Source organism: Silvibacterium acidisoli (assembly GCA_022870745.1).
Classification (GTDB): domain Bacteria; phylum Acidobacteriota; class Terriglobia; order Terriglobales; family Acidobacteriaceae; genus Silvibacterium.
In genome coordinates this window covers 194,735-218,252 of the sequence record CP085323.1, presented here as the reverse complement: position 1 = coordinate 218,252, position 23,518 = coordinate 194,735, and the positions used below count along the sequence as shown (strand labels likewise).

Below are 23,518 nucleotides of genomic sequence, written 5' to 3'. Positions count from 1 at the left end.
GTTGTCGAAGATAAATTTGTGTGAAAAGGGGGAGATGAAGAATGCAAACAGGGCCCTCCATCGCGACTGCATCGAGCTTTGTGGACTGAGGTCGAAATACCCCTGCTCAAGCGTCACCTAAGACTAATCTGAGGCAGCTGATGCTAGTTTGAATAATAGGTAAAACGACAACTTATTGTTCTTGTCATGGATGTCGTGACGATATCCCACAATATCTGCCAATGCGGCATCCATTCATGCCAAACACATCCCGCGGCGGCGCCTGCATGGAGTCTGTGCCAAAAACTGATCATTTCTCTTGACATGTACTCAGCCGTCTTTATATTTAGATGTCTTAGTATGAAGAAACAGGATGGTTTACAGGGTTCACTTGACCTGCTCGTGCTGACGATACTCTCGCGCAGGCCGAAGCTGCATGGTTATGCGCTGATGATGGCTATTAAGGAGACTTCGGGCGAAGTATTAACCGCGGAAGAGGGCTCGTTGTATCCGGCGCTGCGCAGGATGGAAGAAGCAGGATGGATCCGGGCGGAGTGGGTGGTTAAAGAAAGCGGCAAGCGGGCGCGCATATACCAGCTGACTACAGCCGGCAGGAAACAGCTCGCGGCCGAGGAAACGCGCTGGAAGCTGGTCAGTTCGGCAATCAACCGGGTGCTCAGGGAGGCGTGATGTCACTTTGGTCGCGAGTCTGGAATGTGTTTCGCGGAGACAGGCTGAATCGTGACTTGAACGAAGAGTTTGAGTCGCACCTTGAAGAGGCGATTGCTGCCGGACGCGATCCGGAGGAAGCACGACGGGCCTTCGGCTCGTTGCTGCGTCAACGTGAAGCAGCTCGCGGCGTACTCGTATGGAATTGGGCCGACGGGCTGCGAGCGGATGTCGTCCTTGGACTGAGGCAGTTGCGGCGCAACCGTGCGACTTCGGCGGTAGCGGTGCTGTCACTGGCGCTGGCAATGGGGGCTTGCGTTTCGGCATTTCGGTTGATCGATGCGCTGCTTTGGCGTCCGTTGCCGATCGCAGAGCCCGGGCGCCTGTTCGCAATTTCTCGGGCAGAGCTTTCGTTCGAAGGCAAGCCGCGCGACTTCGATGGCTGGGCCTACCCGGATTTCGAGCTGATGCGTGCGGCCGCAAAAGACAATGCAGAGTTGATCGCGGTTTCTTACGCGGATCACATGGATCTTACTTACGCCTCGGACGATGAGATGGAGAAAGGGCTGGTACAGTACGTCTCAGGCGGGATGTGGGAGAGCTTTGGACTGCGCCCCGCACTGGGGCGGCTGTTTACGGAGCAGGAAGATCGCGTGCCGGGAGCCGATCCTGTCGCCGTGTTGTCTTATGACTACTGGTCGCGACGTTTTGGGAGAGATCCAAAGGTCATCGGAAGAACGATACGTCTGGGCGATCAACTGCTGGAGATCGTCGGTGTAGGCCCGAAAAGTTTTACCGGAACCGAGCCGGGAACGATGACCGAAATCTTCCTTCCCATCATGCTGAACCGATGGGTCAAGCGTGATGACGCGACGTGGCACCGGACTTTCGCCGTAGTCAGACCGGGCGCCGAACTGGAACCGCTGCGCGCCAGGCTGGACGCGGTCAGCATGGCATTCGAGCGCGAGCGTGCGAAGGGCTTCAAGGGGATGCCACAGCAGAGCATCGACAACTACCTGCATCAGCGCGTGGAGCTGCTGCCGGCGTCGTCCGGAGCCTCTGGCATGCAGCAGGATTACCATGAGGCGCTGGCCTGTCTTGGAGCCCTTGTCGTCCTCGTGTTGCTCATCGCCTGCGTCAATGTAGCGAACCTGATGACTGCCCTTGCGGCGGCGCGGGCGCGGGAGATGGCGCTGCGTGTATCGATCGGTGCAGGGCGTTGGCGGTTGGTACAGATGGTGCTTGTGGAAAGCGCTATCCTTGCAGGCATGGCAGGGTCGCTGGGCGCAGTGATGGCCTGGCAGGCAGCGCCTCTGGTTCTCCGCATGGTCAGTTCGCCCGATAACGCGGTGCGGCTGGTTCTGCCGGCAGACTGGCGGGTGTTGAGCTTCAGTCTGGTACTGGTGACCGGCGTGACGCTCCTCTTTGGCCTGTTACCGGCGCTGCGAGCTTCTGCAGTCAGACCGGTGAGCGCGCTGAAGGGTGGCAACAATCCACACGGGCGGCATCGCATGATGTATGGCATGATCGCCGTGCAGGTCGCGATCTGCTTTCTGGTCGTGTTTATCTCGGGCCTGTTCGTGACCACATTCGATAGGCTGGAGCGGCTGCCGCTAGGGTTCTCACCAAAGGGTTTACTGCTGCTCGAGTCAGTAGCACCCCATGGCAAGATGCCGGAGTTCTGGAGCCGTGTAGCGGAGACGCTGCAAGCCAGGCCTGGCGTAGAGAAAGTAGCGGAATCAGGATGGCCGATGATGTCCTCGTCATGGAACGACTCCGTTGCAATCGACGGTGGGGCTCCAAGCGTCGACTTAGTGTATTTCCTGACGGTGTCGCCGGGCTGGTTTGGAACGATGCAGATGCAGATGATATCTGGCCGGGATTTCCTGCCGACTGACGTATCTCCGGGCGCAGCCGTGGTGAATCAAACCTTCGTAAAGCTCTTCTTCCCGAATGAAAATCCGGTGGGAAGATTCTTTGAGAGGGCAGACGATGACGGCACGCGGGTGAAGTTCCAGGTAGCGGGCGTTGTCGCCGATGCACCATACCGGAGCGTGCGTGAGCCGCAACTGCCGGTGGCCTTCGTTCCGTTGCGCGAAGTGGATGCAAAAGGAGTGGTACAGCTGGAGGCCAATACGACCTTCCTGGTGCGGCTGGCGGCGCAAGATCAGAAGGCCCTCATGGCGCGGGCCGGGGAGTTGCGAAAGGCGGTTGCCGCGTCAGGTGCGGGCATCCGCGTGAGCAACGTGCAAACGCAGCAGGAGTTAATCGACGGGCAGACGGTGCGGGAGCGGCTGCTGGCGATGCTCGGTGTGTTCTTCGCATCGGTGGCCCTCCTGCTGGCAGGCATCGGATTGTACGGTGTGCTGAATTACTCGGCACTGCAGCGGCGCAGGGAAATCGGCATTCGCATCGCCGTAGGAGCGCGCAGTGCTGCGATCGTGCAACTGGTGACCGGAAGCGTCGTCTCCATGGTGGCAGTTGGAGTCGTCGCAGGTATTGGGCTTGGATTGGTCCTGACCCGTTCTATCGAGTCGTTGTTCTTCCGTGTAAAAGCTACGGACGCGACGATGATGGCGCTTCCTGTTGCGGTCATCCTGGTGGTTACAGGTATCGCTGTTGCACCGGGAGTTCTAAGAGCGTTGCAGATCGACCCGGTGGAAATTCTGCGTACAGAATAGGCCGGAATTCGCAGGCGGGTAAGCGGCTGCGCTATTCCTGCACGGCCGCTTCGCAAAGCGTCTTGATCACCTCGATGTTTTTCAGCAACTCTCGAGGTGTCTTATGTCTTTCCGCAAGATATTCGGGGCTGTTGTAGGAGAGCCGTACTATTCCGTCATCGTCCTGCCATGCAAGCGCCTTAAGGGGAAGATCGATGGCAATGGTGGGAGACGCAACCATCAGGGGAGTGCCTGCCTTAGGGTTGCCGAAGATCAGCAGCTGAGCCGGATTCATCTTCAAACCTGCGCGGGCTGCGTCCCCGCTGTGATCGATCCGGGCGAGAATCGGAATACCTTTCGTGCTGACGATTTTCTCCAGGCGTGCGAGCGTCTCAGGTACGGAGTGGGGACTGCTCAAATGAATAAGGCCGTTGTCTGTGTCGAGCATGGTCGATCTTCTCCTAAGGGCCGGATCGCAACGATACCCGCATGCCATCCCGGTCAAACAGCCCTGGCGATCAATTTAACATTTTGGACGAGTGTACGATCCCCATCGGATGAGCCGTGATGGCTTATAGTCCGCACTCACTTTGCGATTGCGGACATTCTCTGTTCGGATTTGAACGTGTACCGGCCGCTGAGCGCGCGCGCGGCCTTCAGCCGGCCGCGTGGATCAGCGCGATATTAGCCGTAGGAAAAGCGACTGTGAAAGTCGAACCTTCTCCTTCGCGGCTGGCAACCCGGATCTCGGCGTGGTGGGTTTCGGCAATCCATTTGGCGATGGAAAGGCCCAGTCCGCTGCCTTCTACCTGGCTGCGGGAAGGATCTGCCCGGTAGAAGCGATCGAAGATGCGGGGGATATCCTCGGGCGCGATCCCTATGCCCTGATCCTCGACGCGCAGCAAAGTGTGGGTTGCGGTGGATTCGAGGGAGACATGAATGCGGCCCGAGGAGCGCGTGTACTTAAGCGCGTTGTCGAGCAATATCCATAGCAGGCGGCGCAGGCTGGGAGCGTGGCCGAGGATATCCGGCGTAGACTGCGTGCCGGGCTCGAAGCGGATTTCGATGCCCTTGCGGGCGCCGAGGGTCGAGGCTGCAGCGCAGCCATCGGCGATGATCGCTGCGATATCGACAGGTTCAAGGATGAATCCCGTCGGTTCGCTGTCGGCGCGAGCCAGCTCGAGCATTTGTTCGAGCAGTATCGCAGCCGTGGCCGACTCTTCGATGATCTCGCAGAATGCTTCGCGGCTGATCGCATCGACGCCCGGCTGCCGCAGCGCGACCTCGGCGATGGTGCGCGATACCGTGAGTGGACCGCGCAACTCGTGCGAGGCGTCAGCTGTAAATTGCTTGAGTTTAAGGACCGCGACCTCCAGGCGAACCAGCATGTCGTTGCAGGTCTCTGCCAGCCGCTCGAGTTCATCGCCGCTGCGGGGCACCGGCAAACGTTCGGAGAGATTGCGGATGCCGATGGAACGCACCGCCGCAGTAATGCGATCGACCGGCCCGAGTGCCCGCCTGCTCATCCAGTATCCGCCTGCCATCGATGTGAGCAGCAGCACCGGCGCCAGCGTGAACATCCCATGGAGGAACTGGGTAAGCAGCTCGCGATTGGCGAATTCCGATGCGGCTGCCACCAGCACCAGGTCGCCGCCACTGTCGTCGCGGAAGGGCCGCTGGATGATGAGATATGGCTGCCCTTCGGCCTGAATCGAGAGAAAGCGTTCCGATGCGAGATGTATTACCGGTGGCCATGGAAAGTCCACGACGGAGGCTATCGGCGAGGGCCATAGAACGCTGCCATCAGATCGAAAGACTTCAGCGTGGCCACTGCCGGTGGCGGTAGCGAAATCATGGAAGTCGTCAAAGCGCTCGGCGGATGTGCCGCGCGCATTGCGGTGCATCAGCTCCTGCAGACGATCGAGACGGCGACTCAGCGTAAGATGGCGTTCTTTTGAAAGATTGTGTTCGAGGATGAGCCACATGGCAGCGCCGAAGAGGATCCAGCCCGCGAGAAAGATAAGGCCAAACCATGCGGTCAATCGCGTCGAGATCGAGGCAGAAGGCTTCAAGTCGCTTCTGCCCGCAGGCAGTAGCCGACTCCGCGGATCGTGTGCAGCATCTCGGCCTCGCCTGGCTCGGTGATCTTGCCGCGCAGTGCGCGGATGAAGACGTAGAGGCTGTCGAAGCTCACATCGCAGCCTGGCCCCCACGCTTCCTCAATGAGCGCGCCATGCGGAACCACTGCAGGGGAGCGTCGTATGAGCGTTTCAAGCAATGCGCATTCGGTCCGCGTAAGCACTGCGATTCGTTCCCTGCGCTGCAGTTCGAACATCCACGGCCGCAGAACCAGTTCCTCGCAGCGCAGCTCGCGAGGTGCGCGGATGGGAACGCGGCGCTCGGTGGCTCGCACCTTGGCAAGTAATACATCGAGTGCGAAAGGCTTGGTGAGATAGTCGTCCGCGCCGGCGTCGAGTCCGGTGACGATGTCCTGCATCGAGTCGCGCGCCGACAGAATGATAGCCTGCGTCTCCAGCCGTTGTTCGCGAATACGGCGCACAACCTCGAAGCCATCCATGCGCGGCATCATGACATCGATGAGCAAGAGGTCGAACTCCGCGGAGCGCCCCAGGCGCAAAGCCTCGCTGCCATCGGCGGCCAGCGTAACCGAATGTCCTTCGCCTTCGAGAGCGCGGCCCAGCTGCACTGCGAAGTTACGCTTATCTTCAGCGATAAGAATTTTCATATCCACTTTCAACCTAGCGGCCACTTGTGAATGTACGGTGAATTTCAGCTCGACTGTTTACGATCCTCAGATTGCCCTTAGATTCGTTTGCCACACTGCCATCACTTCCCGGGATCGCATCATGAGTTTTTCCTCCATGCATGACTCCGGGCTGAAAGAGGATATTTTTCATGACGACGAATCCGCCGCGCAGCGGAGCGCGGAGTCTTACGCTCTGCCTTGCTCTCCTGATCTTTACCATTTCCTGGATGGCCGCATCTCCGGCACTTGCGCAAAGCGCGCTCGGCATCGTGCAGGGCACGGTGGTCGATGCCGCGGGCGCAGCCGTGCCCGGCGCACAATTAGAACTATTACCGGCACACATTAAGGGCATCACCGATTCTCAGGGCGACTTCCGTCTGCCCGATGTGCCCGCTGGCAGTTATACCGTCACCGTTACATATGTGGGCTTCTCGCCGGTAAGTGCCCCGGTGACCGTTGCCGCAGGCCAGACGATCAGCTTGCCGCTCAAGCTTTCCGTAGCCAACAACTCCGAGCAGATCCTGGTCAGCGCTTCGCGTCCGCACGGTGAAGCGGAAGCCATCAACGAGACGCGTGTTGCTGACAACATCAAGGAAGTCATGCCTTCCGAGGTGATTCGCAGCCTGCCGAATGCGAACGTCGCCGATGCCATTGGCCGCCTCCCCGGCGTCACGCTTTATCGCATCGAGGGTGAAGGCGTGTACATCCAGGTGCGCAGCACCGAGCCGCGTCTCACCAATGTCACCGTGGACGGCATCACCATTCCCGCGCCGGAGCCAACTGTGCGCCAGGTGCGTCTCGACGTGATTCCGTCTGACATGGTCGACTCCATCGAGATGAACAAGACCCTGCAGGCGAACATGGACGGCAATGGTATCGGCGGTTCAGTCAACCTGCGTACCAAGGAGGCCGGCGACAAACTGATACTCGACACCTACAGCGATGGCGGCTACACCCCCATTCTTGATGGCGTCGGATCGTATGACCTGGGCGGTACGGTAGGGAAGCGTTTCGGCTTGAACAAGCGCCTTGGCCTGCTGGGCAACGCGGTGATGGATTACAACGGCCGCGGCATCGATAACATCCAGCCGGGGCTCGACCCGCTCTCGACCTTCGCCGCGCCGTTCTACGACAACAACACCATCCGCGAGTATCGTTACGACCGCACGCGCTACGGCTTTGACGGCAGCGCCGACTTTCGCCTCACGAACGACACGACGCTTTACGCACATGGCTTCTACTCTGACCTGAAGGACTACGGTGACAAGTGGTACTACGAGCCGGTTTCCACTGCAATCGGCGGCACCGCTGCCGACCCTGTGTATCCATCGGAGACGACCAAGAGCTCGAGCCCAAAGTTCTATACCTCGAACAAGCGCCCCAATGCCTCGGTCGCCACGCTGATCCTTGGCGGACGCACGGTGCATAATGACTCGCTCTGGCTCTACCAGATCTCAGCGTCACGTTCTTACGAGCAGGATTCGGCCGGTAACCCCAAGGCCGACTTCAGCTGGGTCGGCAGTACGGTTTTCTGCAACTATGTGCCCTCGATGCAGAACGACCCCAACCATCCGCACTTCGGCAACTGCGACAACTCCGCCGACTCACCTCTGCTGAATGGCGCGAACTGGCAGTTCAAGGACATCACCACCTCAACGGGCATCAACGCGCAGTTGAACCTCACTGCGCAGACCTCCTGGGAGCATGGCTACCGCTGGGCCGAGCACAACGGCACCTTCGAGGCTGGATTTAAGTTCACGAATGGCCACCAGACACAGGACGCAACGGAGACTGTGTACGACAGCTTCCCATCGAACGCGCCACTCATGACCTCGCTTGCCAGCGACTTCTCAAGCACCAACTACTATGGCGGTCATTACTTCGGCGGACACTACGGCCAGGTATCGGATTTCACCAAAACACAGGCCTTCACGCTGGCCAACTACAGCGGATTCGTCGATCAGCAGAAGACCGCTGCAGACACCTATCCGAACCTGTTCCACACCGTCGAGCAAATTACAGCCGGTTACCTGATGAACTCGGTCGACTTCGGCAGACTGCACGTGAACACCGGCCTGCGTATCGAAGCGACACGCGATCTTACCTTCGGCTATAACGTCAACTTCTTCGGCACCTACAAAGATGGCAGCTATAGCGGCGGCAGCTCCAGTGCGGTCTGCCCCGGTAATAAGGCTCCGGTAGCTCCTCAACCTGGCAACTGCTACACCTATACCGGGGTAAACAACAACCCCAGCTACGTGGACTTCCTGCCAAGCGTTCAGCTCCGCTACGCACTCACGCAGGACGCAAACGTGCGCGCAGTGTACGCACGCGGAATCGCCCGTCCCGACCCGTATCAGCTCGTGCCTTACGTCACCGAAGATTCGACCGCGAGCCCGATCAGCGTGCTCATCGGCAACCCAAATCTGCGCACCGAGCATGCCAACAACTACGACCTGCTCTTTGAGGATTACCTGCACCCGCTTGGCCTGGTCCAGGCTGGCTTCTTCTTCAAGCAGCTCGACGCACCGCAGGTCGAGGTGACCATTCCCAGCAACATCAACCTTGCAAACTTCCCGGCCGGATATTTCCCCACCTCGATCCAGCAGGTCATCGAGCAGTATCCCGGCGATGCCGTCACGCAATACACGAACGGTAAGAATGCTTATCTCTATGGCTTTGAGATGAGCTTCCAGCAGCACTTCAGCTATCTCCCCGGCTTCCTGAGTGGCCTCGGCGTGACCGCGAATTACACCTATACGGGATCGAAAGAAAAGGGTCTGCCGCTGCGCAGTGACAGCCCATCGACTATCGATCAGTCGCCGAACTCCTGGCGCGTCAGCCCCACCTACGACACAAAGCGCTTATCGCTGCGCGCGGGCCTTGCTTACGATGGCGCGAGCGTCTTCCAGTACTCCTATACCTCACCGGCTTTTGTCACCGGTTCAGATCCCAGCGGCCTTGGACCGAAGGGACCTTCGGGTGACATCTGGACGCTCACCCACTTCCAGGTGGACGCCCAGGCCAGCTACCGCGTGTGGAAGGGATTGCGCGCAGTGGTAAACGGTCTCAACCTTAACGACGAGGTATTCGGTTACTACACGGGTAGCAAGGCGTTTATCAACCAGCGTGAGTTCTACAAGCCGACCTACAGCGGCGGACTGCGCTACACCTTCGCCTCGGCCCGCTAACTCCAACCAGCCTGCCGGCGGAACTCCGCCGGCAGCCATTTCACATTACTGATTACGGGGACCAGAACCGCTCCATGCGCATCTCACTTTCGCTGCTGGCCGTGCTCAGCATGCTCTCCGCTACCTCAGCCGTATCGCAGACGCTCACTCCGCAGCCTGAGCAGAAGCTGGACTATGTACTCATCCTCAGCCGCCACGGCGTGCGCAGCCCGACCGGGAAGGCCGCGCAATACGATCGCTTCTCGAAGGCTGATTGGCCGAAGTGGACGACCGCACCCGGCGAGCTCACGCCCCATGGGTACGCGCTGATGAAGATCTTTGGCGCGTACGATCGCGCTCTCTTTGCACAGCAGGGTCTGCTCACAGGGCAGGGCTGCGATGACGCAGTTCGCATCGCTATTCACGCCGACTCCGATCAGCGCACGCGAGAAACCGGACACGCCATGGCTGAGGGCTTCCTCCCAGGGTGCAATGTGTCAGTCGAGGCGAAGCCTGAAGGCACCAACGATCCGCTTTTTCACGTGGCAGCTACTACGCCGTCGCAGGCGCAGCTCGCCGCTGCGGGTGTGCTCGGCCGAATCGGTAACGATCCGTCCGCCGTTGCCGCTGCCTATCATGCGCCACTCGCGGAGTTCGACGATCTGCTCGCAGGCTGCGGCGAAGCCGAGTCAGGCCATGCGCGCAGCTCGCTCTTCGATATCCCGGCATCCGTCTCCGCCAGCAGCGGCGACCACCTCGCCGACGTCAAGGGCCCGCTGAATACTGCCGGCACCCTTGCAGAAAACCTTCTGCTCGAATACACCGAAGGCTTCGATGCAAAGCAGGTAGGTTGGGGGTGCGTGGATGGAGCGCGGCTGCGCACGCTGATCGATCTGCACACCGCTTCGTCTGACATTGCGCTGCGAACCCCTGCTGTTGCCGAACCGCTCTCCGCGGCCCTGATGCAAGTGATCGGCGCTTCGCTGGAGCAGGCATCCGAGAGGCGCGCTGTCGCCGGAGCCGAAGGAAAGCCGGGCGATAAAGTTCTGCTCCTCGTTGGCCACGATACAAACCTCTCGACCATCGCCGGAGCACTCAGGCTCAGCTGGATCCTCGACGGCCGCCGCGACGACACGCCCCCAGGGGCGGCGCTCGTTTTTGAATTACGAGAAGACGCAGCAGGCCATCGTACGGTGCATCTGTTCTTCACCGCACAAACACTCGAGCAGATGCGCAACACAACCCCGCTTACTCTTGCCGCGCCGCCACCGCGTGTGCCGGTGTTTGTTCCAGGATGCAGTGGACCCGATGGGGGCTGCGATCTGAACTCCTTCACGGCACTATTAAGAACAGCGGCCCGATAGAGATCTTCGGGCCGCTGCTTTCTCATGCAGATGATGCGTGTCCGGGTGAGGTGGCACAACTCACCGACACTACAGACACGGCTACTCCATGTCTGTAGTGTGCTTCTCGATAAGCGGGACCCCAAGCGTGCCCGGCGCTGGCATCTGCCCAGTCTTCTCCCACTCCTGTTCGATCGCCTGCATGGCCATCGAACGCTTGTGCCAGAGCTGTGCGGCTACGTCATATCGCACCTGTACGTTGCCGAGCCAGAAAGGCCGGTTTTCCGCAAGCCATGCATCGCTGTACAGCGATTTCAGCAGCGTGTAGCCATTGCGGATATCGTCGCAGCGGCCGGTCATGCCTCCTATCGAGTTGAGCAGCTCGCGTGCTTCGGTTGAGTGCTTTTTGTCGCTCCGCAATGCGTAAGCCTTGCGATAAGCATCGCTCATTTCGCCTGCCAGCTCGAATTTCTCCGCCGTGAAGTCGATACGTCGCGCACCCAGCTCCATTGCTTTCAGCGCGTCTTTCTCAGCACGATCCGGCTGCGACTGCTCGACCATCTGGATCAGCTCAATCGCACGCTCCACATGCTGCCTGGAACTCACGAGGTTTGGCCGCATCTTCTCAAGCGCGGCTTGTCCTTCGAACGTCCAGGGATCGAGCCAGAAGACCTTGTCGCTAGTGTCGATCACCTTCTGCGCTGCGATCAACTCTTTCTCGGCCTCGTCGATGCGACCTGAGGCGTCGCCATAAAACTGCAGCCCAAAAGCATCCTGGTAGGCAGTTTTTTCAGCGGCAGCCGTTGCCGGACTTTGCGGCTGCCATGCTGCCACGGCGCCAAAGAGCACGCCGAACCAATCCTGGTTGAAGAGCCCTTCGCCGTCATCGTTCCAAACCGTCACCAGCTCCCCGGTCGAGCCCAGGCGCTGGCCGGACTCAGTGAACCCGGCGATGTTGTCCATCGCGTTCTCGCCCAGCGGATACTGCATGCTCCAGTTCGCATCACCAGTCGCAACCCACGTCTCGATGCCGGTCTTCTTGAATGGCAGAATGTTCTTGTCGTAGTTATCTTCATGCCAGTAAACCCACGGCACCGCAATCATGTCCTTCGGAATGCGCTGCACCGCGGCCTCGTCGCTCCACGCCACGTCGCCCCAGAAGAGCAGCCGCCGATGGAGAGGCTCAAGCTGTTGGTGGATCTGCGCAAGGAAGTCTGCATAAACTGTGCCCAGTCCGCGCTTGTCTACATCTTCTTTCGTACGGCCTGTACCCAGGTCGAAGGTCTCGTCGGCGCCTACGTGCAGGAATGGCCCGGGAAATTCGGCAGCCAGTTGCGTAAACCAGTTCGTGATCAGAGGTAGCGTGCCCGGCTGCCCGGGAGCCAGCACGTTTCCATTGGGTGTCTCGGCTACCTCTGCGTATTTGTCGTACTCGAGCACGTGGTGCAGATGCCCAAAGGCTTCCTGCTCAGGAACGATAGTGATGTGAAGCTGCTGCGCGTAAGCTACCAGCTCCTTTACATCTTCAGGAGACATCGCTCCACCCGGAAGCGCAGGCAGCGGATTCCCGGGATACTGCACCGTGTTTTCGAAGTATGGCGAATACACATTGACCTTGTACGCGGAAAAAACCTCGAGCTGATGCTTCTGAAAGGCCAGCGTCGGGAGCGGTCCGCGCGAGAGATCGTCGTCAATACCGCGATACTTCATCGCCGGCCAGTCACGCACAGTGCCCAGCCAGACTTTCGCATTCGCACCTGAGCCCTCGACCATCTGTTTCAGCGTCTGCACGCCGTAGAAGACCCCTGCGGCGGTATCTCCGATGACGGCAATACCGCGCTTGTCGGCGACGATCACGTATCCCTCGGCCTGCATCGGTCCGTCGAGGTGCAAGCCGTTATCCGCCAGCAGGCGCTTTGCCTCCGCCGCGTCGGCACGCAGCAGGGTTATGCGAACGGCGTTGTTTGCGCGTTGCGGGATACCGCGCAGTTTGAAGCTGCTGCGCAGCTGTTCGGCGGCAAACTCATCCTCTGGTTTCTTGCCGGGCACTGTCACATAAGCGGCCCCGATCGGCTCGGTCGCCGTTGCATGCAGCTCTCGAGGAGCAGGAAGAATGCGCGGCGCATCGCTCTGAGCCAACAGGGGAGAGACGGCGCTCATGCCAACGGAAAGGCAAAGCAGAAAAGATCGCAGAGAATGACAGTTTTGCATCGACACCAGCCTGCAGAATTAAAAACCTTTTTTTATTTGTAAATGCTTGAGGGGCTTTCGCCAATCTTCACCTGGGAAGGAGTGGCCAATCGGGCGATCTGCCATGCGGCAGACTGTTTCATCATCGATCACTCCTCAGCTTCCCTCTTTCCCTGTAAGCTGAAAGCCCCCTCATGGATGTGCGAATTCGAACCGGACTTCGCACGTGCGGGAAGGGAAGAGATGCGTTGCCGAGGAGGGGAAGATTCCACCGCGGCTCCGGAGGAAAATCTGCTACCGCTTTATTTAGTATAGAGTTGATACTTTGAGACGGAGTGAGCGGCCCGGTTCGGCATCGAGGCACGTTGTGGTTCAGTCTCCTTTTTGTTCCACTTTTCCCCTACGCGGTTTCTTCCTTGGACAACTTAATTTCCCTGGATGGATCTGTGTATGGCGATGTGGACAGAATATGAAGGAACGACCATCGGAAGCGGTTTTCCGCTGACGAAGCTGCTGCAGCCGGAAGGCCGTAGCGCTTTATTTTCGACTCTGGACGAAAAGGGCTCTGTAAAGATCCTGCGTCTCATCGAGTCGCACTTCGATGAAGACGAAATCCTCGCCCGCTGGAAGGGCGTTGCCGCCCTTAACCACCCCAATCTGTTGCGCCTGGAAGACTATGGCAAGGTTTCGCTCGACGACACCATCCTGGTTTATGCCGTCATGGAGCCGGCCGATGCAAACCTGGGCGAAGTCCTGGTAAATCAGCGCCTGACTCCGACCGAATCCCGCCAGCTTGCTGAAAGCGTCGCCTCTGCTCTCGAGGCGCTGCATTCCCAGGGATTTGTCCATGAACATGTCGAACCTGCCAGCATCCTCGCCGTCGGCGAGGCGGTGAAGCTGCGCAGCGACTGCATTCGCGAGGCTCCCGAGGGCGCCGAAGGCCAGGCTCGCAAGCAGCGCGACGTCCAGAATCTATGCACTGTCCTGCTCATGGCACTCACGCAACAGCGCACCCTGGAGGCGGCCGGCTTCCTGCCTGCACCATTTGACGGCATCCTTGCACGCGGTTTGCGTGGCGAGCTGGGAACGGCTGAGATTATCGACGCGTTTCGACCCAAACCTGCAGAGCCGGCTCCCGCGCCAGTGGAGGCTCCCACCGTCTCACAAACTCCTGCAGCCGCACCAGCGCCCGCCAGGGTTGCCGCCGCGCCCGCTCGAGTCGCCAGTCTCGAACGGGAAACTTACGGCGAAAATCGCTCGACGGCCCGTGCCGCTGTAATCGGCGGCGGGGTCCTTGTCATCCTTCTCTGTGCATGGCTGGTCTGGCGGATTTTCCATCACTCCCCGGCGGCTTCGGCTCCGGCGGCGCCTGCGGTTGTGGTGGAACCGGCCTCAACTCCGGCTCAGGCTCCCCAACCGGTAAAAGCTAAGCCTTCACCGGCGGCAGCTCCTGCAGCTCCGGCGCCAGTTGCCGCCGACAACCGCGAAGGCTGGCGCGTGATTGCTTATACGTATAACCGCGAGGACCAGGCCAGGCATAAAGCTGAGACCGTTGCCCAGCAGCATCCGGATCTCAATGCGCAGGTTTTCAGCCCAACCGGCGGCGCACCTTATTTTGTCTCTCTGGGAGGCGTCATGAATCGCGACCAGGCCTTCGCCTTCTCAGCCAAGGCACATCGCGAAGGAATGCCTCACGACGTCTACGCCCGCCACTACCACGGCCGCTAAAGTGCAGAAAACGGGCTGTTTCCCCAGGGGAAACAGCCCGTTATGTCTATGCCATGTGCATGCCGCCGTTTACATCCAGCGTGTGGCCGGTGATGTAGGCGGCTTCGTCGGAGGCGAGGAAGCGAACGGCGCTGGCGACGTCCTCATCTGTGCCCGCGCGGCCGAGCGGAATGTGCGTGGTCATGGCCTCGCGCTGCTTGTCGTCGAGCACGGCGGTCATGGCGGTCTCGATGTATCCCGGAGCGACGGCATTCGCGGTCACGCCGCGTGAAGCCAGCTCGCGGGCGAGGGACTTGGTAAAGCCGATGAGTCCGGCCTTGCTGGCGGCGTAGTTGGCCTGCCCGGCCTGTCCCATCTCTCCTACAACGCTGGTGATGTTGATGACCCGGCCCCAGCGCGCCTTCATCATGGAGCTGGTGAGCGCCTGCGTCATCAGGAAGACGCCGGTAAGGTTGGTGTTGATCACGGAGTCCCAGTCGGCGCGCTTCATGCGCAGCAGCAGGGTGTCCTTGGTGATGCCGGCATTGTTTACCAGGATTTCGATGCTGCCGAAGTGGGCAAGCGCGGCCTTGGCTCCGGCCTTGATGGAGTCTTCGTCGGCCAGATCGATGACGAAGATTTCAGCTGTTCCACCAAGCGCGGTGATTTCGGCGGCTACGGCCTTGAGCTTCTCTTCGTTACGGGCGGCCAGTGCCACGCGGGCTCCTGCCTTGGCGAGCGCGATGGCGCAGGCGCGGCCAATACCCTGCGATGCTCCGGTGACGAGTGCGGTCTTTCCTTCGAGTGATGCCATGCGGCTGATTATAAAAGGGTCGCCTGGTGCTCGGCTTGGGGGGTTGCAAAACCCTTTGGAGAAGCGGGCCGAATTGGTGACGATAAGCCGAGTTGTCGTTACTAATCGTCGAAGTCCCGATGAAGACACTCCCGCTAGGTTTCGGATTAATGGGTTAACAATGCTCCATGAGAAGATGTCCAGCATGAAGATTGGACCGGTATTGGTGGCTTGTACGGTGGTATTCGGAAGTTCGCACGCCTACTCTGCGGGTGCGCCGAGGTGCAAGGATAACCCGAAGATCGTTGCGGCCTGCTTTATGGTTCACGGGCGATTGAGTGCAGGCGCTGACACTATTCAGATTCGCCTGTGGCCCATCGGAACGAAGCGAATGCTGGGCGTGTCGGATGGACCAGCAATCAATGACGCCGAACACCCAATCTATCCAAAGGCTCTTAGGTTCCCAGATGGAAATGGAGCCATCTACGGAGATTTTGAGGTGTGTCCGTTTACGCCTAAGCGTGATGGCGAAATGCAATTTGTTTGCATCGAGTCTGCGTCGCACGTGATCGTTAAGCAGTGACTCTTAGCGGCAGGACGAGCGCATCTTCAGCGATCGCGGGGTGCAATATTAAGGAGAAACGCCCTTCCCGGAAGCTGTGGCGTCCCACTCATGCCGCAATAGGGCCGCGTTATGAATGGGGCCCCGGCCAGTTTCTCGGAAATAGTCCCCCATCCAAGAGATACTTATGCATGTCGATTTCAGAACAGGACCAAATCTCCACAGACTTTGATTGGTTTGCTGTAGATCTCTCTGGATACATAGGACACTTCGCAACGGCAGGTTTTAAGAACCTCCCAGCAAGCGTGGCATCTTCTGCTAAAGATCTGGAGCTTATAACGACTTACTTCCGAACGTCTGCTCCGATGATTGGTCCAGCGGCCATCAGTTCTGGGATCGGTCAATTTGTTCCCGGTCTTGGAATCAAAGTTGATGAGCGTCGATACACGCAGAGCTTCCGATTTATGGCTGAGCGAGGCTTATTCTCTTTTGACATCGAGACGTACCCCCAATCTGGCACAGTTTACTTCTTGGTCGCTGCACCGACCGTGCCAGTTCACTTGCGAGAGTTACCTGACTTCATCCAAGCAATCCTATGCCGCACGGTCTTTGCAAATGTAGACCTGGCAAGTTGCCTTCAAATCGCATACAAGAACACTCTCGTGCTCTAAGCGGCTCCGAGAAACGCCATTTCCGTAAGCTATGCCATCCGATTCATGCCGCGATAGAACCGCGTCATGAATGGGGCACCCGGCACCTGGCGGCGGAAGACAAAAGACCCTCGTAAAACGTCTGTAGCTGTTGAAGCAGAGTTGAAAGGTGGAAATTCGATGTCGGTAGCGAAGCGCTCCTGCGCTCGGATGTTCTGTTCGCCGTTTCGGCTGACGGTCTTGTCAGGCGTCCTGCTTGTCACTTCTCAATGCACGCTGGCGCAAACGGTGCCGCCTGCGCTGGAGTCTCCCGCTGCCCAGCCGCCGCAGACCGGCCCGCATGGCGAAAAGCTGCCGGGCATGCCGAAGTTTCATGAGCCGGCTCCCTATGACCCCGAGGATCACACCGGTTACAAGCAGATCTTCGACGGAAAGAGTTTTGCCGGCTGGGATGCTGACCCCAGCATCTGGCGGGTCGAGAACGGAATCATGGTCGGTGAAACACTCGAAGGCAAGCCGAAGGGCAACAACTACATCGTGTACCGCGGCGACCGGGCGCGGGATTTCGACCTGAAGCTGCAGATGAAGATCGAAAAGGGTGGAGGCGGTGGCATCCAGTACCGCAGCGCCACCGGCGCACCGTGGACACGGCCACAGCCTCCCGGCCAGCCTCCGTATGACCTGAAGTTCATGATGACCGGTCCGCAAGCGGACTTCTGGTTTCCGGTGAGCGCATCGGCTTCGATGTACTCGGGGCAGTGGTATTCCGAAAACACGATGCAGGGCATCCTCGCGTATCGCGGACAGGTAACGCAGGCGTTGCCTGGACAGACCAATCGCCTCGTCGCGAATATCGGCGACAGGCAGGCGCTGGGCGGCTACGTGAAGGTGAACGAATGGAACGACTACGAGATCATTGCGCGCGGCGGGGTCATGATGCACATCATCAACGGCCAGCTTATGGCGGTCTTCATCGATGACAATCCAGACTCCGCAAACAACCAGCCAGGACTGATCGGATTCGAGATTGAAAGCCAGCCCTGCAAAATATCCGTCCGTAACATCTGGCTGCGGAAGTTCGACCGCTAGGCTTCACGCCGGCGGCATTCCAGTGACGGGACTCATGACAATATCCAGGCTTATCGTCTTCATCGCGCTGCTGCTCTCGCTCTCTCCGGCTCATGCGCAAACCGCGTCGCCAGTCTCCACGCCGGTGCGGCCGCAGCCACCTACTCGCGATCCGGGATCGCCCGGTTTCGTCACTGCGAAGGAACTCTCCGCAGGCGTTTTGCCGTCTCCTGCGCAGGATGGCAACTTCATCCTCGCACCCGTTCACGACCCCGCGCCCGAGACATTGCCGCACCCGGACGTTCCTCAGGGCACCGTCTCCGAATTCAGCCTGAACTCTGCTGAAAGCAAGTTCTACCCCGGCATCGCACGCGAACCTGGAACCTTCGGTAAGCCGGATCCGAATGATCCCGCCAAGCTCATCGTTACGACAAGTCATGCCGCACCCTACAGCCGTCGCGTTACGGTCTACGTACCTCGGCAGTACGTTCCAGGCAGCACGGTGCCTTTCATCGTTGGCGCGGACGGTCCTGACCCTGTACTCTTCACCACTCTCGATAACCTCATTGCAGCGCATCGCGTGCCAGTCATGATCGCCATCTCCATTTCGAATGGAGGAGGTGACGCACAAGGCAGCGAGCGCGGTCTTGAGTACGACACCATGTCAGGCCGCTACGCAGAGTTCGTCGAGCATGAAGTGCTTCCGCAGGTCGAATTGCACTTCCACGTCAGACTCACGCACGATCCCAACCAGCGCGCCACCATGGGAGGCAGCTCCGGCGGCTCGTGCGCGCTGATCATGGCCTGGTATCACCCGGAGCTTTACCGGCGCGTCCTTACCTACTCCGGCACGTATGTAAACCAGCAATGGCCCAGCAATCCGCAAACCCCTCACGGGGCATGGGAGTTCCACGAGCACCTGATTCCCGGCTCTGCACGCAAGCCATTGCGTTTGTGGCTTGAGGTCGGGGATCGCGACCTGCTCAATCCCAACGTCATGCGCGATAACTTTCACGATTGGGTATTGGCGAATGAAGCCATGGCACGAGTGCTGGCAACCAAGGGCTACCACTATCAGTTTCTCTTCGCGCGCAACGCCGGTCACACCGACCGCGCCGTGAAACAGCAGACTCTACCGGAAGCACTTGAATACCTCTGGCACGACGATCCGAAATAGAGAAAAGAGGCATCACTCTTAGTGGCTGGTGAACTTCAGTCCGATGATGGAGCAGATCAGCAGCGCGAGGAAGAAGATTCGCGGCAGCGTCACCGGCTCACGAAAGAGGAATATGCCCATCACTCCGGCGCCGAAGGCTCCGATGCCTACCCAGACGGCGTAGGCGGTGCCGATCGGCAGGGAAGCGGACGCTCTTGCCAGCAGGTACATGCTTCCGGCGAGCGCGATGATGGTGAAGACGCTGGGCACCAGGCGCGTAAAGCCGACGGTGTATTTCAGACCGATGGCCCACGCGGTCTCGAGGATCCCTGCGACCACAATCAGGGCCCAGGGTTTGGACGTAGCTTCCATCACAGCGGCTTCGGAGCGGGAATTGGCGCTCCCGCCGGTTGCAATAACGCGCCGGGCAGCAGTTGTTCCAGCGACCAGATGTAAACCACAAGCTCGCGGCTGTAATGCAGCAGCGGAGGAGTATCCGGCAGGACGATGCCGTGAGCCGCAGGCAGCTCGTTGATTTCGAACTCGGCCTCGGCGCGTTCGAGCGGCCAGGGCAGGTGGTGGATGTTGCCTTTAAAAAGCGCCCCCGAGGGATCGGCGGTGTAGAGCGCGTACCTGTCGGTGAGAAAGTATTCAAGACCCTGTTTGTCCGAAGCCTGCCCAAGGCTGCGGTAGCGTGCCCGGAACCGCGCCTGGTTTTTCTGGAAACGCCGCTCGCTGGAGTAGCGGAATTCGCGGTTGTCGCAGTGGTCGATGCGCATCTTCGACCAGTAATACGGCAGCTTGAAAAAGAGCCGGGCAACGGCCACCGCCAGCGGATTGGCGGCGTCGAGCGAGAAGAAATACACGCCACCCATGTTGGTGTTTTCTTCGCGGACGTAGGTGCGCAGGTTCAGTTCGGGAAAGCGGTTCGCTCCCGGGATGGGCGGCAGGCCGCGCATCTTGATCTGGTCCATCCAGAAAGGGACGACACCGACCCAGGCCGAGCCGTCGAAAGTGTCGAGAACGAGGCCGGGTGGGATGAGGTCGGCCAGGCGGGCGGCCGGTACCGGCCAATGTGCGAAGAGGAGGTCGTTCCAGCGCTGGGTCATGGTCCAGCGCGTCTGGGGCAGCGGCCAGGGGCGGTGACTGGTGGCGGTGAGAATCTCCTGCATGTCGTCAGGTCCGGCGGTAAAAAGAGGTCCGGCGGCGAAAAGCGATGATTCGATAGGGGAACGGCTGTTGGAGAGACGAGAAAGCTTCAGTCCGTGTTGCGCAGGGGCGTCCAAATTGATCAATTCCGTCACCGCTTTTTCAGAGGCCAATACCGTATCCTGTTGCCCATGCCGGAAACTGAAGCTGCCACATCTGCAACCTTGTCCGAGGCATCTCCCCGGAACCAGACCGAGGTGTTTGCCGTTCATGGCGCCGATCCCGAGGTACTGGCCTATGCCATGGCCAAGTATTCTCGCTCCGCGCTTTCCATGAAGGAGTCACTCCGGGAGATCAGCAGTCAGCGCGCTGAACAGTTTCTCAACACATTCTATTTCCAGTATGGACATCGCTCTATCGCCGATCTCGCCCACCTGGCTTTTGCCGTGGAGCGGCTTTCGCTCCTCGCAGCGATTGTACTCGTGGACGAGCAGCGATGGGATGGCCAGGAGCGCTCGACCCGCTACCAGAACTTTCGTAAGAGCGGCTGGTATATGCCTGACTTCGGCGGAGATACCGGTGCGGAAGCAACATTTCGGCAGGGAATCGACGACCTGTTTGCCGCTTACCATGACATCGCCGAAGGCACCTTCGAATCGTTGAAAAGCTCGGTCGTAAAGCCCGAGGAAATGAAGGCCGAAAGTTACGAGCGCACCCTTCGCGCCCGTGCCTTCGACGTGGCTCGTTACATGCTGCCGCTGGCGACCAATACCTCGCTAGGCCAGATTGTGAATGCCCGTACCCTGGAGACGCAGGTCTCCCGGCTGCTCTCAAGCCCGTTTGCGGAGATCCGAGAACTAGGCGAAAAGCTGCGGACGGCTGCCTCAGGCGCTGCCTGGAATGTCCATGGCGAGGCGCTGGCTGAACTTCAGGAGAAGATTGCGGCGCTCGATCCTGCCCTGGCAGGCGAGTCTGAGTCGCTGCTTGTTCGTGAAGTAAAGACCGCTCCGACGCTGGTGAAGTATGCCGCTCCCAATTCCTACGAGATGGCGACCCGGGTAGAACTGGAGCAGGCAGCCCGGGAAGTGATGGCCGGGCAGATCGTCGACGCGGCTCCGGTGGTGGACTTGATCGAGAGCGATCCATCACTGGAAGTCGAACTTGCGACGACCTTGCTATACGGCGCAAGTCACTTTCCTTACAGGCAGATACGCCTGATGGTGGAAGGGTTGGACGAGGCCCGTCGAAACGAGATCATTCTTATTGGAGCACGCAACCGCGGCCGCCACGACGAACTCCTGCGCGAGTTTTCGGCTGGGCAAGCTCTGAAATTCGACATCCTGATGGACATCGGCGGCTTCCGCGACATGCACCGCCATCGAAAGTGCATTCAGGTGATGCAGAGCTTTACCAGCGCTCACGGCTTCGACCTGCCAGAGGGTATCCGCGAAATGAAGCTCGAATCACGCTATAGCGGAGCCGTGCTGGCTGCACACAAAACATATGCGGAGCTGGCGAAGACAGCTCCCGAGTCGGCGCAATACCTGCTCCCCCTGGGAACTCGGAACCGCGCTTTGTTCAAGATGGATTTCGCCGAAGCGCTGTATATCTCGGAACTTCGCTCGCAGCCGCAGGGACACTATTCCTACCGGCGGGTGGCGTGGGAGATGTACGAGGCGGTTCAGCGGCGGCATCCGGCACTGGCTGGCCTCTTCCGGACGACCGATGTGCGCGAACCTGTGGACGTGCTGAAGCGTTGAATCGTTCCCGGATTGGCACTCCGCTGGACGTGGATGGGCCGGGGACGGTACTATAGTTTTTGGTTTTTCTTCGCCCCGCGAGGAGCGATGCTAAGATTCACCCAAAGCCCGCATGTCCTGTTTTGAAACGAGCCTTTTGTTCCTGACAGATGTGTGCCTGAGACTGGAGAGATTAACGTGGCAGATGACCGTTCCCGCGCTATAGATTTGGCGCTTTCACAGATCGAAAAGCAGTTTGGCAAAGGTTCCATCATGCGGCTGGGCAGCCGTGATGTGGTGCCGATTGCTTCTATTTCGACCGGTTCCATCTCGTTTGACGCCGCGCTCGGTGTGGGTGGAGTTCCGCGTGGCCGTGTGGTGGAGATCTTCGGGCCGGAATCCTCGGGCAAAACGACGATCACCCTGCAGATTATTGCCGAGGCCCAGAAGGCCGGCGGCATGGCTGCCTTTGTGGACGCTGAGCATGCGCTCGATCCGATCTATGCCAAGAAGCTTGGCGTAGATGTAGACAACCTGCTGGTTTCGCAGCCGGATTATGGCGAGCAGGCGCTCGAAATCACTGAAGCGCTGGTTCGCTCCGGTGCGGTCGACGTCCTGGTTGTCGACTCGGTCGCCGCGCTGGTTCCCAAGGCGGAACTGGATGGCGAAATGGGTGACTCGCACGTAGGTCTGCAGGCCCGCCTGATGTCCCAGGCGCTGCGTAAGCTCACCGGAACGGTCGCAAAGTCGCGTACCTGCCTGATCTTCATTAACCAGATCCGCGAAAAGATCGGTGTGATGTTCGGCAATCCGGAAACGACGACCGGCGGCCGCGCGCTCAAGTTCTACTCTTCGGTTCGCGTGGATATCCGCCGCATTGCCGCCGTCAAGGAAGGCGATGTTGTTGTCGGTTCGCGCACCAAGACGAAGATCGTGAAGAACAAGGTTGCCGCGCCCTTCCGTGAAGCCGAGTTCGACATTCTTTACGGCGAAGGCATTTCGCGCGAAGGCGATGTGCTCGACCTGGCTGTGAACAACAATATCGTCGAGAAGTCTGGCGCCTGGTACAGCTACAGCGGCGAGCGCATCGGCCAGGGCCGTGAGAACGTCCGCAACTTCCTCAAGGAGAACAAGGAAGTCTTTGGACGCATGGACACGCAGCTTCGCCAGAAACTGGGCATCGGCGTAGCTGCTGAGGCCGCTCCTGAAGTACCTGCTGTGCCTGCGAACGGCGCGGCAGCCGCGCAGGAAGTGGTTCGTCCGGCGCGTCGTCAGTAGGTTGCTCGTCTTGATCGAAGCGGCAGACCATCACGGTCTGCCGCTTCTGTCTGGTGCACCCTCACGTCATAGCGGCTACAATCACCTTGCGTGAATAATGTAAAAGCCATCTACCCCGGCAGCTTTGATCCCGTCACTTATGGGCATCTTGACCTGATTGCACGCAGCTCCAAGCTGTTCGAGCACCTGGTCGTTGCGGTACTGCGTAATTCGAGTAAGAACCCGCTTTTTAACGTCGAAGAGCGTGTCGAAATGCTGACAGAAGGCGTTGCCGGATTCGGCAATGTCTCGGTCTGCTCCTTCGATGGCCTGCTTGTCGACTTTGCCCGGCAGCAGAAGGCGCAGGCTGTACTGCGCGGCATTCGCGCGATCAGCGATTACGAGTACGAGCTGCAGATGGCAATGATGAACCGCCGCCTTGCGCCCGAGCTGGAGACGGTCTTTCTCATGCCGGATGGCAAGTACTCATTCCTGAGCTCGCGTCTGGTGAAGGAAGTTTTTGAGCTGGGCGGTTCAGTCGAGGGATTGGTGCCGCAGTTTGTGATCGACCGGCTGAGCCAGCGCGTGCCCAAAAATGGCAGCAGGTAGTAACGACAGCCGGTAAGTCGCGCTTGCACGCAGGAATCTGCAAGAATGAA

The 23,518-nt window shown here is 59.3% G+C and carries 19 protein-coding genes; 12 read left to right on the top strand and 7 right to left on the bottom strand.

What is annotated here, in order from left to right; all coding sequences use genetic code 11:
• Positions 1–339 precede the first annotated feature (339 nt).
• Together LJD29_RS00840 and LJD29_RS00835 are read left to right on the top strand one after the other, a co-directional pair.
• On the top strand, positions 340–669 hold the full coding sequence (locus LJD29_RS00840; protein ID WP_446743856.1) for a PadR family transcriptional regulator: 330 nt from the start codon (positions 340–342) through the stop codon (positions 667–669).
• Positions 669–3,329: an ABC transporter permease gene (locus LJD29_RS00835; RefSeq protein ID WP_446743855.1), complete on the top strand. Its 2,661-nt coding sequence runs from the start codon at positions 669–671 to the stop codon at positions 3,327–3,329. The genes LJD29_RS00840 and LJD29_RS00835 overlap by 1 nt, the downstream gene beginning before the upstream one ends.
• Positions 3,330–3,360: 31 nt before the next feature.
• Here the strand turns inward: LJD29_RS00835 and LJD29_RS00830 are convergent, their stop codons facing one another.
• From LJD29_RS00830 to LJD29_RS00820, 3 genes are all read right to left on the bottom strand, one after another.
• The gene (locus LJD29_RS00830) at positions 3,361–3,756 is read right to left on the bottom strand and encodes a DUF302 domain-containing protein (RefSeq protein ID WP_446743854.1); all 396 of its coding nucleotides are present in this window, start codon (positions 3,754–3,756) and stop codon (positions 3,361–3,363) included.
• Between the two features lie 208 nt (positions 3,757–3,964).
• Entirely contained in the window at positions 3,965–5,380 is a 1,416-nt protein-coding gene (locus LJD29_RS00825) for a sensor histidine kinase (RefSeq protein ID WP_446743853.1), read from the bottom strand.
• On the bottom strand, positions 5,377–6,054 hold the full coding sequence (locus LJD29_RS00820; protein WP_446743852.1) for a response regulator transcription factor: 678 nt from the start codon (positions 6,052–6,054) through the stop codon (positions 5,377–5,379). The genes LJD29_RS00825 and LJD29_RS00820 overlap by 4 nt, the downstream gene beginning before the upstream one ends.
• A 170-nt stretch (positions 6,055–6,224) precedes the next feature.
• On the opposite strand from LJD29_RS00820, the gene LJD29_RS00815 reads away from it, so the two are divergent.
• Complete coding sequence (locus LJD29_RS00815) at positions 6,225–9,266, top strand: TonB-dependent receptor (RefSeq protein WP_446743851.1); 3,042 nt, start codon at positions 6,225–6,227, stop codon at positions 9,264–9,266.
• 74 nt (positions 9,267–9,340) lie between these two features.
• Positions 9,341–10,609 carry a histidine-type phosphatase gene (locus LJD29_RS00810; protein ID WP_446743850.1) on the top strand — a complete coding sequence of 423 codons (1,269 nt, stop codon included), beginning with the start codon at positions 9,341–9,343 and terminating at the stop codon, positions 10,607–10,609.
• An 81-nt stretch (positions 10,610–10,690) separates the two neighbouring features.
• Here the strand turns inward: LJD29_RS00810 and LJD29_RS00805 are convergent, their stop codons facing one another.
• Positions 10,691–12,748: a beta-N-acetylhexosaminidase gene (locus LJD29_RS00805; protein WP_446743849.1), complete on the bottom strand. Its 2,058-nt coding sequence runs from the start codon at positions 12,746–12,748 to the stop codon at positions 10,691–10,693.
• 480 nt (positions 12,749–13,228) lie between these two features.
• Between LJD29_RS00805 and LJD29_RS00800 the strand changes: the two genes are divergently transcribed.
• Positions 13,229–14,506, top strand: coding sequence for a protein kinase family protein (locus LJD29_RS00800; RefSeq protein WP_446743848.1), 1,278 nt, complete (start codon positions 13,229–13,231; stop codon positions 14,504–14,506).
• A 46-nt stretch (positions 14,507–14,552) separates the two neighbouring features.
• Here LJD29_RS00800 and fabG read toward each other — a convergent pair whose 3' ends face one another.
• Positions 14,553–15,299 carry a 3-oxoacyl-[acyl-carrier-protein] reductase gene (fabG, locus tag LJD29_RS00795; RefSeq protein ID WP_446743847.1) on the bottom strand — a complete coding sequence of 249 codons (747 nt, stop codon included), beginning with the start codon at positions 15,297–15,299 and terminating at the stop codon, positions 14,553–14,555.
• Between the two features lie 184 nt (positions 15,300–15,483).
• Here fabG and LJD29_RS00790 point away from each other — a divergent pair, with 184 nt between their 5' ends.
• The 4 genes from LJD29_RS00790 (at position 15,484) to LJD29_RS00775 (ending at position 18,735) form a co-directional block, all read left to right on the top strand.
• Positions 15,484–15,861 (top strand): hypothetical protein, encoded by a 378-nt coding sequence (locus LJD29_RS00790; protein WP_446743846.1) that lies wholly within the window; start codon positions 15,484–15,486, stop codon positions 15,859–15,861.
• 170 nt (positions 15,862–16,031) lie between these two features.
• Entirely contained in the window at positions 16,032–16,511 is a 480-nt protein-coding gene (locus LJD29_RS00785; protein WP_446743845.1) for a hypothetical protein, read from the top strand.
• Positions 16,512–16,670: 159 nt separating this feature from the next.
• Entirely contained in the window at positions 16,671–17,579 is a 909-nt protein-coding gene (locus tag LJD29_RS00780; protein WP_446743844.1) for a 3-keto-disaccharide hydrolase, read from the top strand.
• A gap of 34 nt (positions 17,580–17,613) precedes the next feature.
• On the top strand, positions 17,614–18,735 hold the full coding sequence (locus LJD29_RS00775; RefSeq protein WP_446743843.1) for an alpha/beta hydrolase: 1,122 nt from the start codon (positions 17,614–17,616) through the stop codon (positions 18,733–18,735).
• A gap of 18 nt (positions 18,736–18,753) precedes the next feature.
• Here the strand turns inward: LJD29_RS00775 and LJD29_RS00770 are convergent, their stop codons facing one another.
• Both LJD29_RS00770 and LJD29_RS00765 read right to left on the bottom strand, forming a co-directional pair.
• The gene (locus tag LJD29_RS00770; RefSeq protein ID WP_446743842.1) at positions 18,754–19,086 is read right to left on the bottom strand and encodes a DMT family transporter; all 333 of its coding nucleotides are present in this window, start codon (positions 19,084–19,086) and stop codon (positions 18,754–18,756) included.
• Positions 19,086–20,036 (bottom strand): YqjF family protein, encoded by a 951-nt coding sequence (locus LJD29_RS00765; RefSeq protein WP_446743841.1) that lies wholly within the window; start codon positions 20,034–20,036, stop codon positions 19,086–19,088. Before LJD29_RS00765 ends, LJD29_RS00770 begins: the two co-directional genes overlap by 1 nt.
• A gap of 51 nt (positions 20,037–20,087) precedes the next feature.
• On the opposite strand from LJD29_RS00765, the gene LJD29_RS00760 reads away from it, so the two are divergent.
• From LJD29_RS00760 to coaD, 3 genes are all read left to right on the top strand, one after another.
• Positions 20,088–21,623 carry an FAD-dependent thymidylate synthase gene (locus LJD29_RS00760; protein ID WP_446743840.1) on the top strand — a complete coding sequence of 512 codons (1,536 nt, stop codon included), beginning with the start codon at positions 20,088–20,090 and terminating at the stop codon, positions 21,621–21,623.
• Positions 21,624–21,800: 177 nt separating this feature from the next.
• Positions 21,801–22,880 carry a recombinase RecA gene (gene recA, locus LJD29_RS00755; RefSeq protein WP_446743839.1) on the top strand — a complete coding sequence of 360 codons (1,080 nt, stop codon included), beginning with the start codon at positions 21,801–21,803 and terminating at the stop codon, positions 22,878–22,880.
• A gap of 90 nt (positions 22,881–22,970) precedes the next feature.
• Positions 22,971–23,468, top strand: coding sequence for a pantetheine-phosphate adenylyltransferase (gene coaD, locus LJD29_RS00750; protein ID WP_446743838.1), 498 nt, complete (start codon positions 22,971–22,973; stop codon positions 23,466–23,468).
• Positions 23,469–23,518 lie beyond the last annotated feature (50 nt).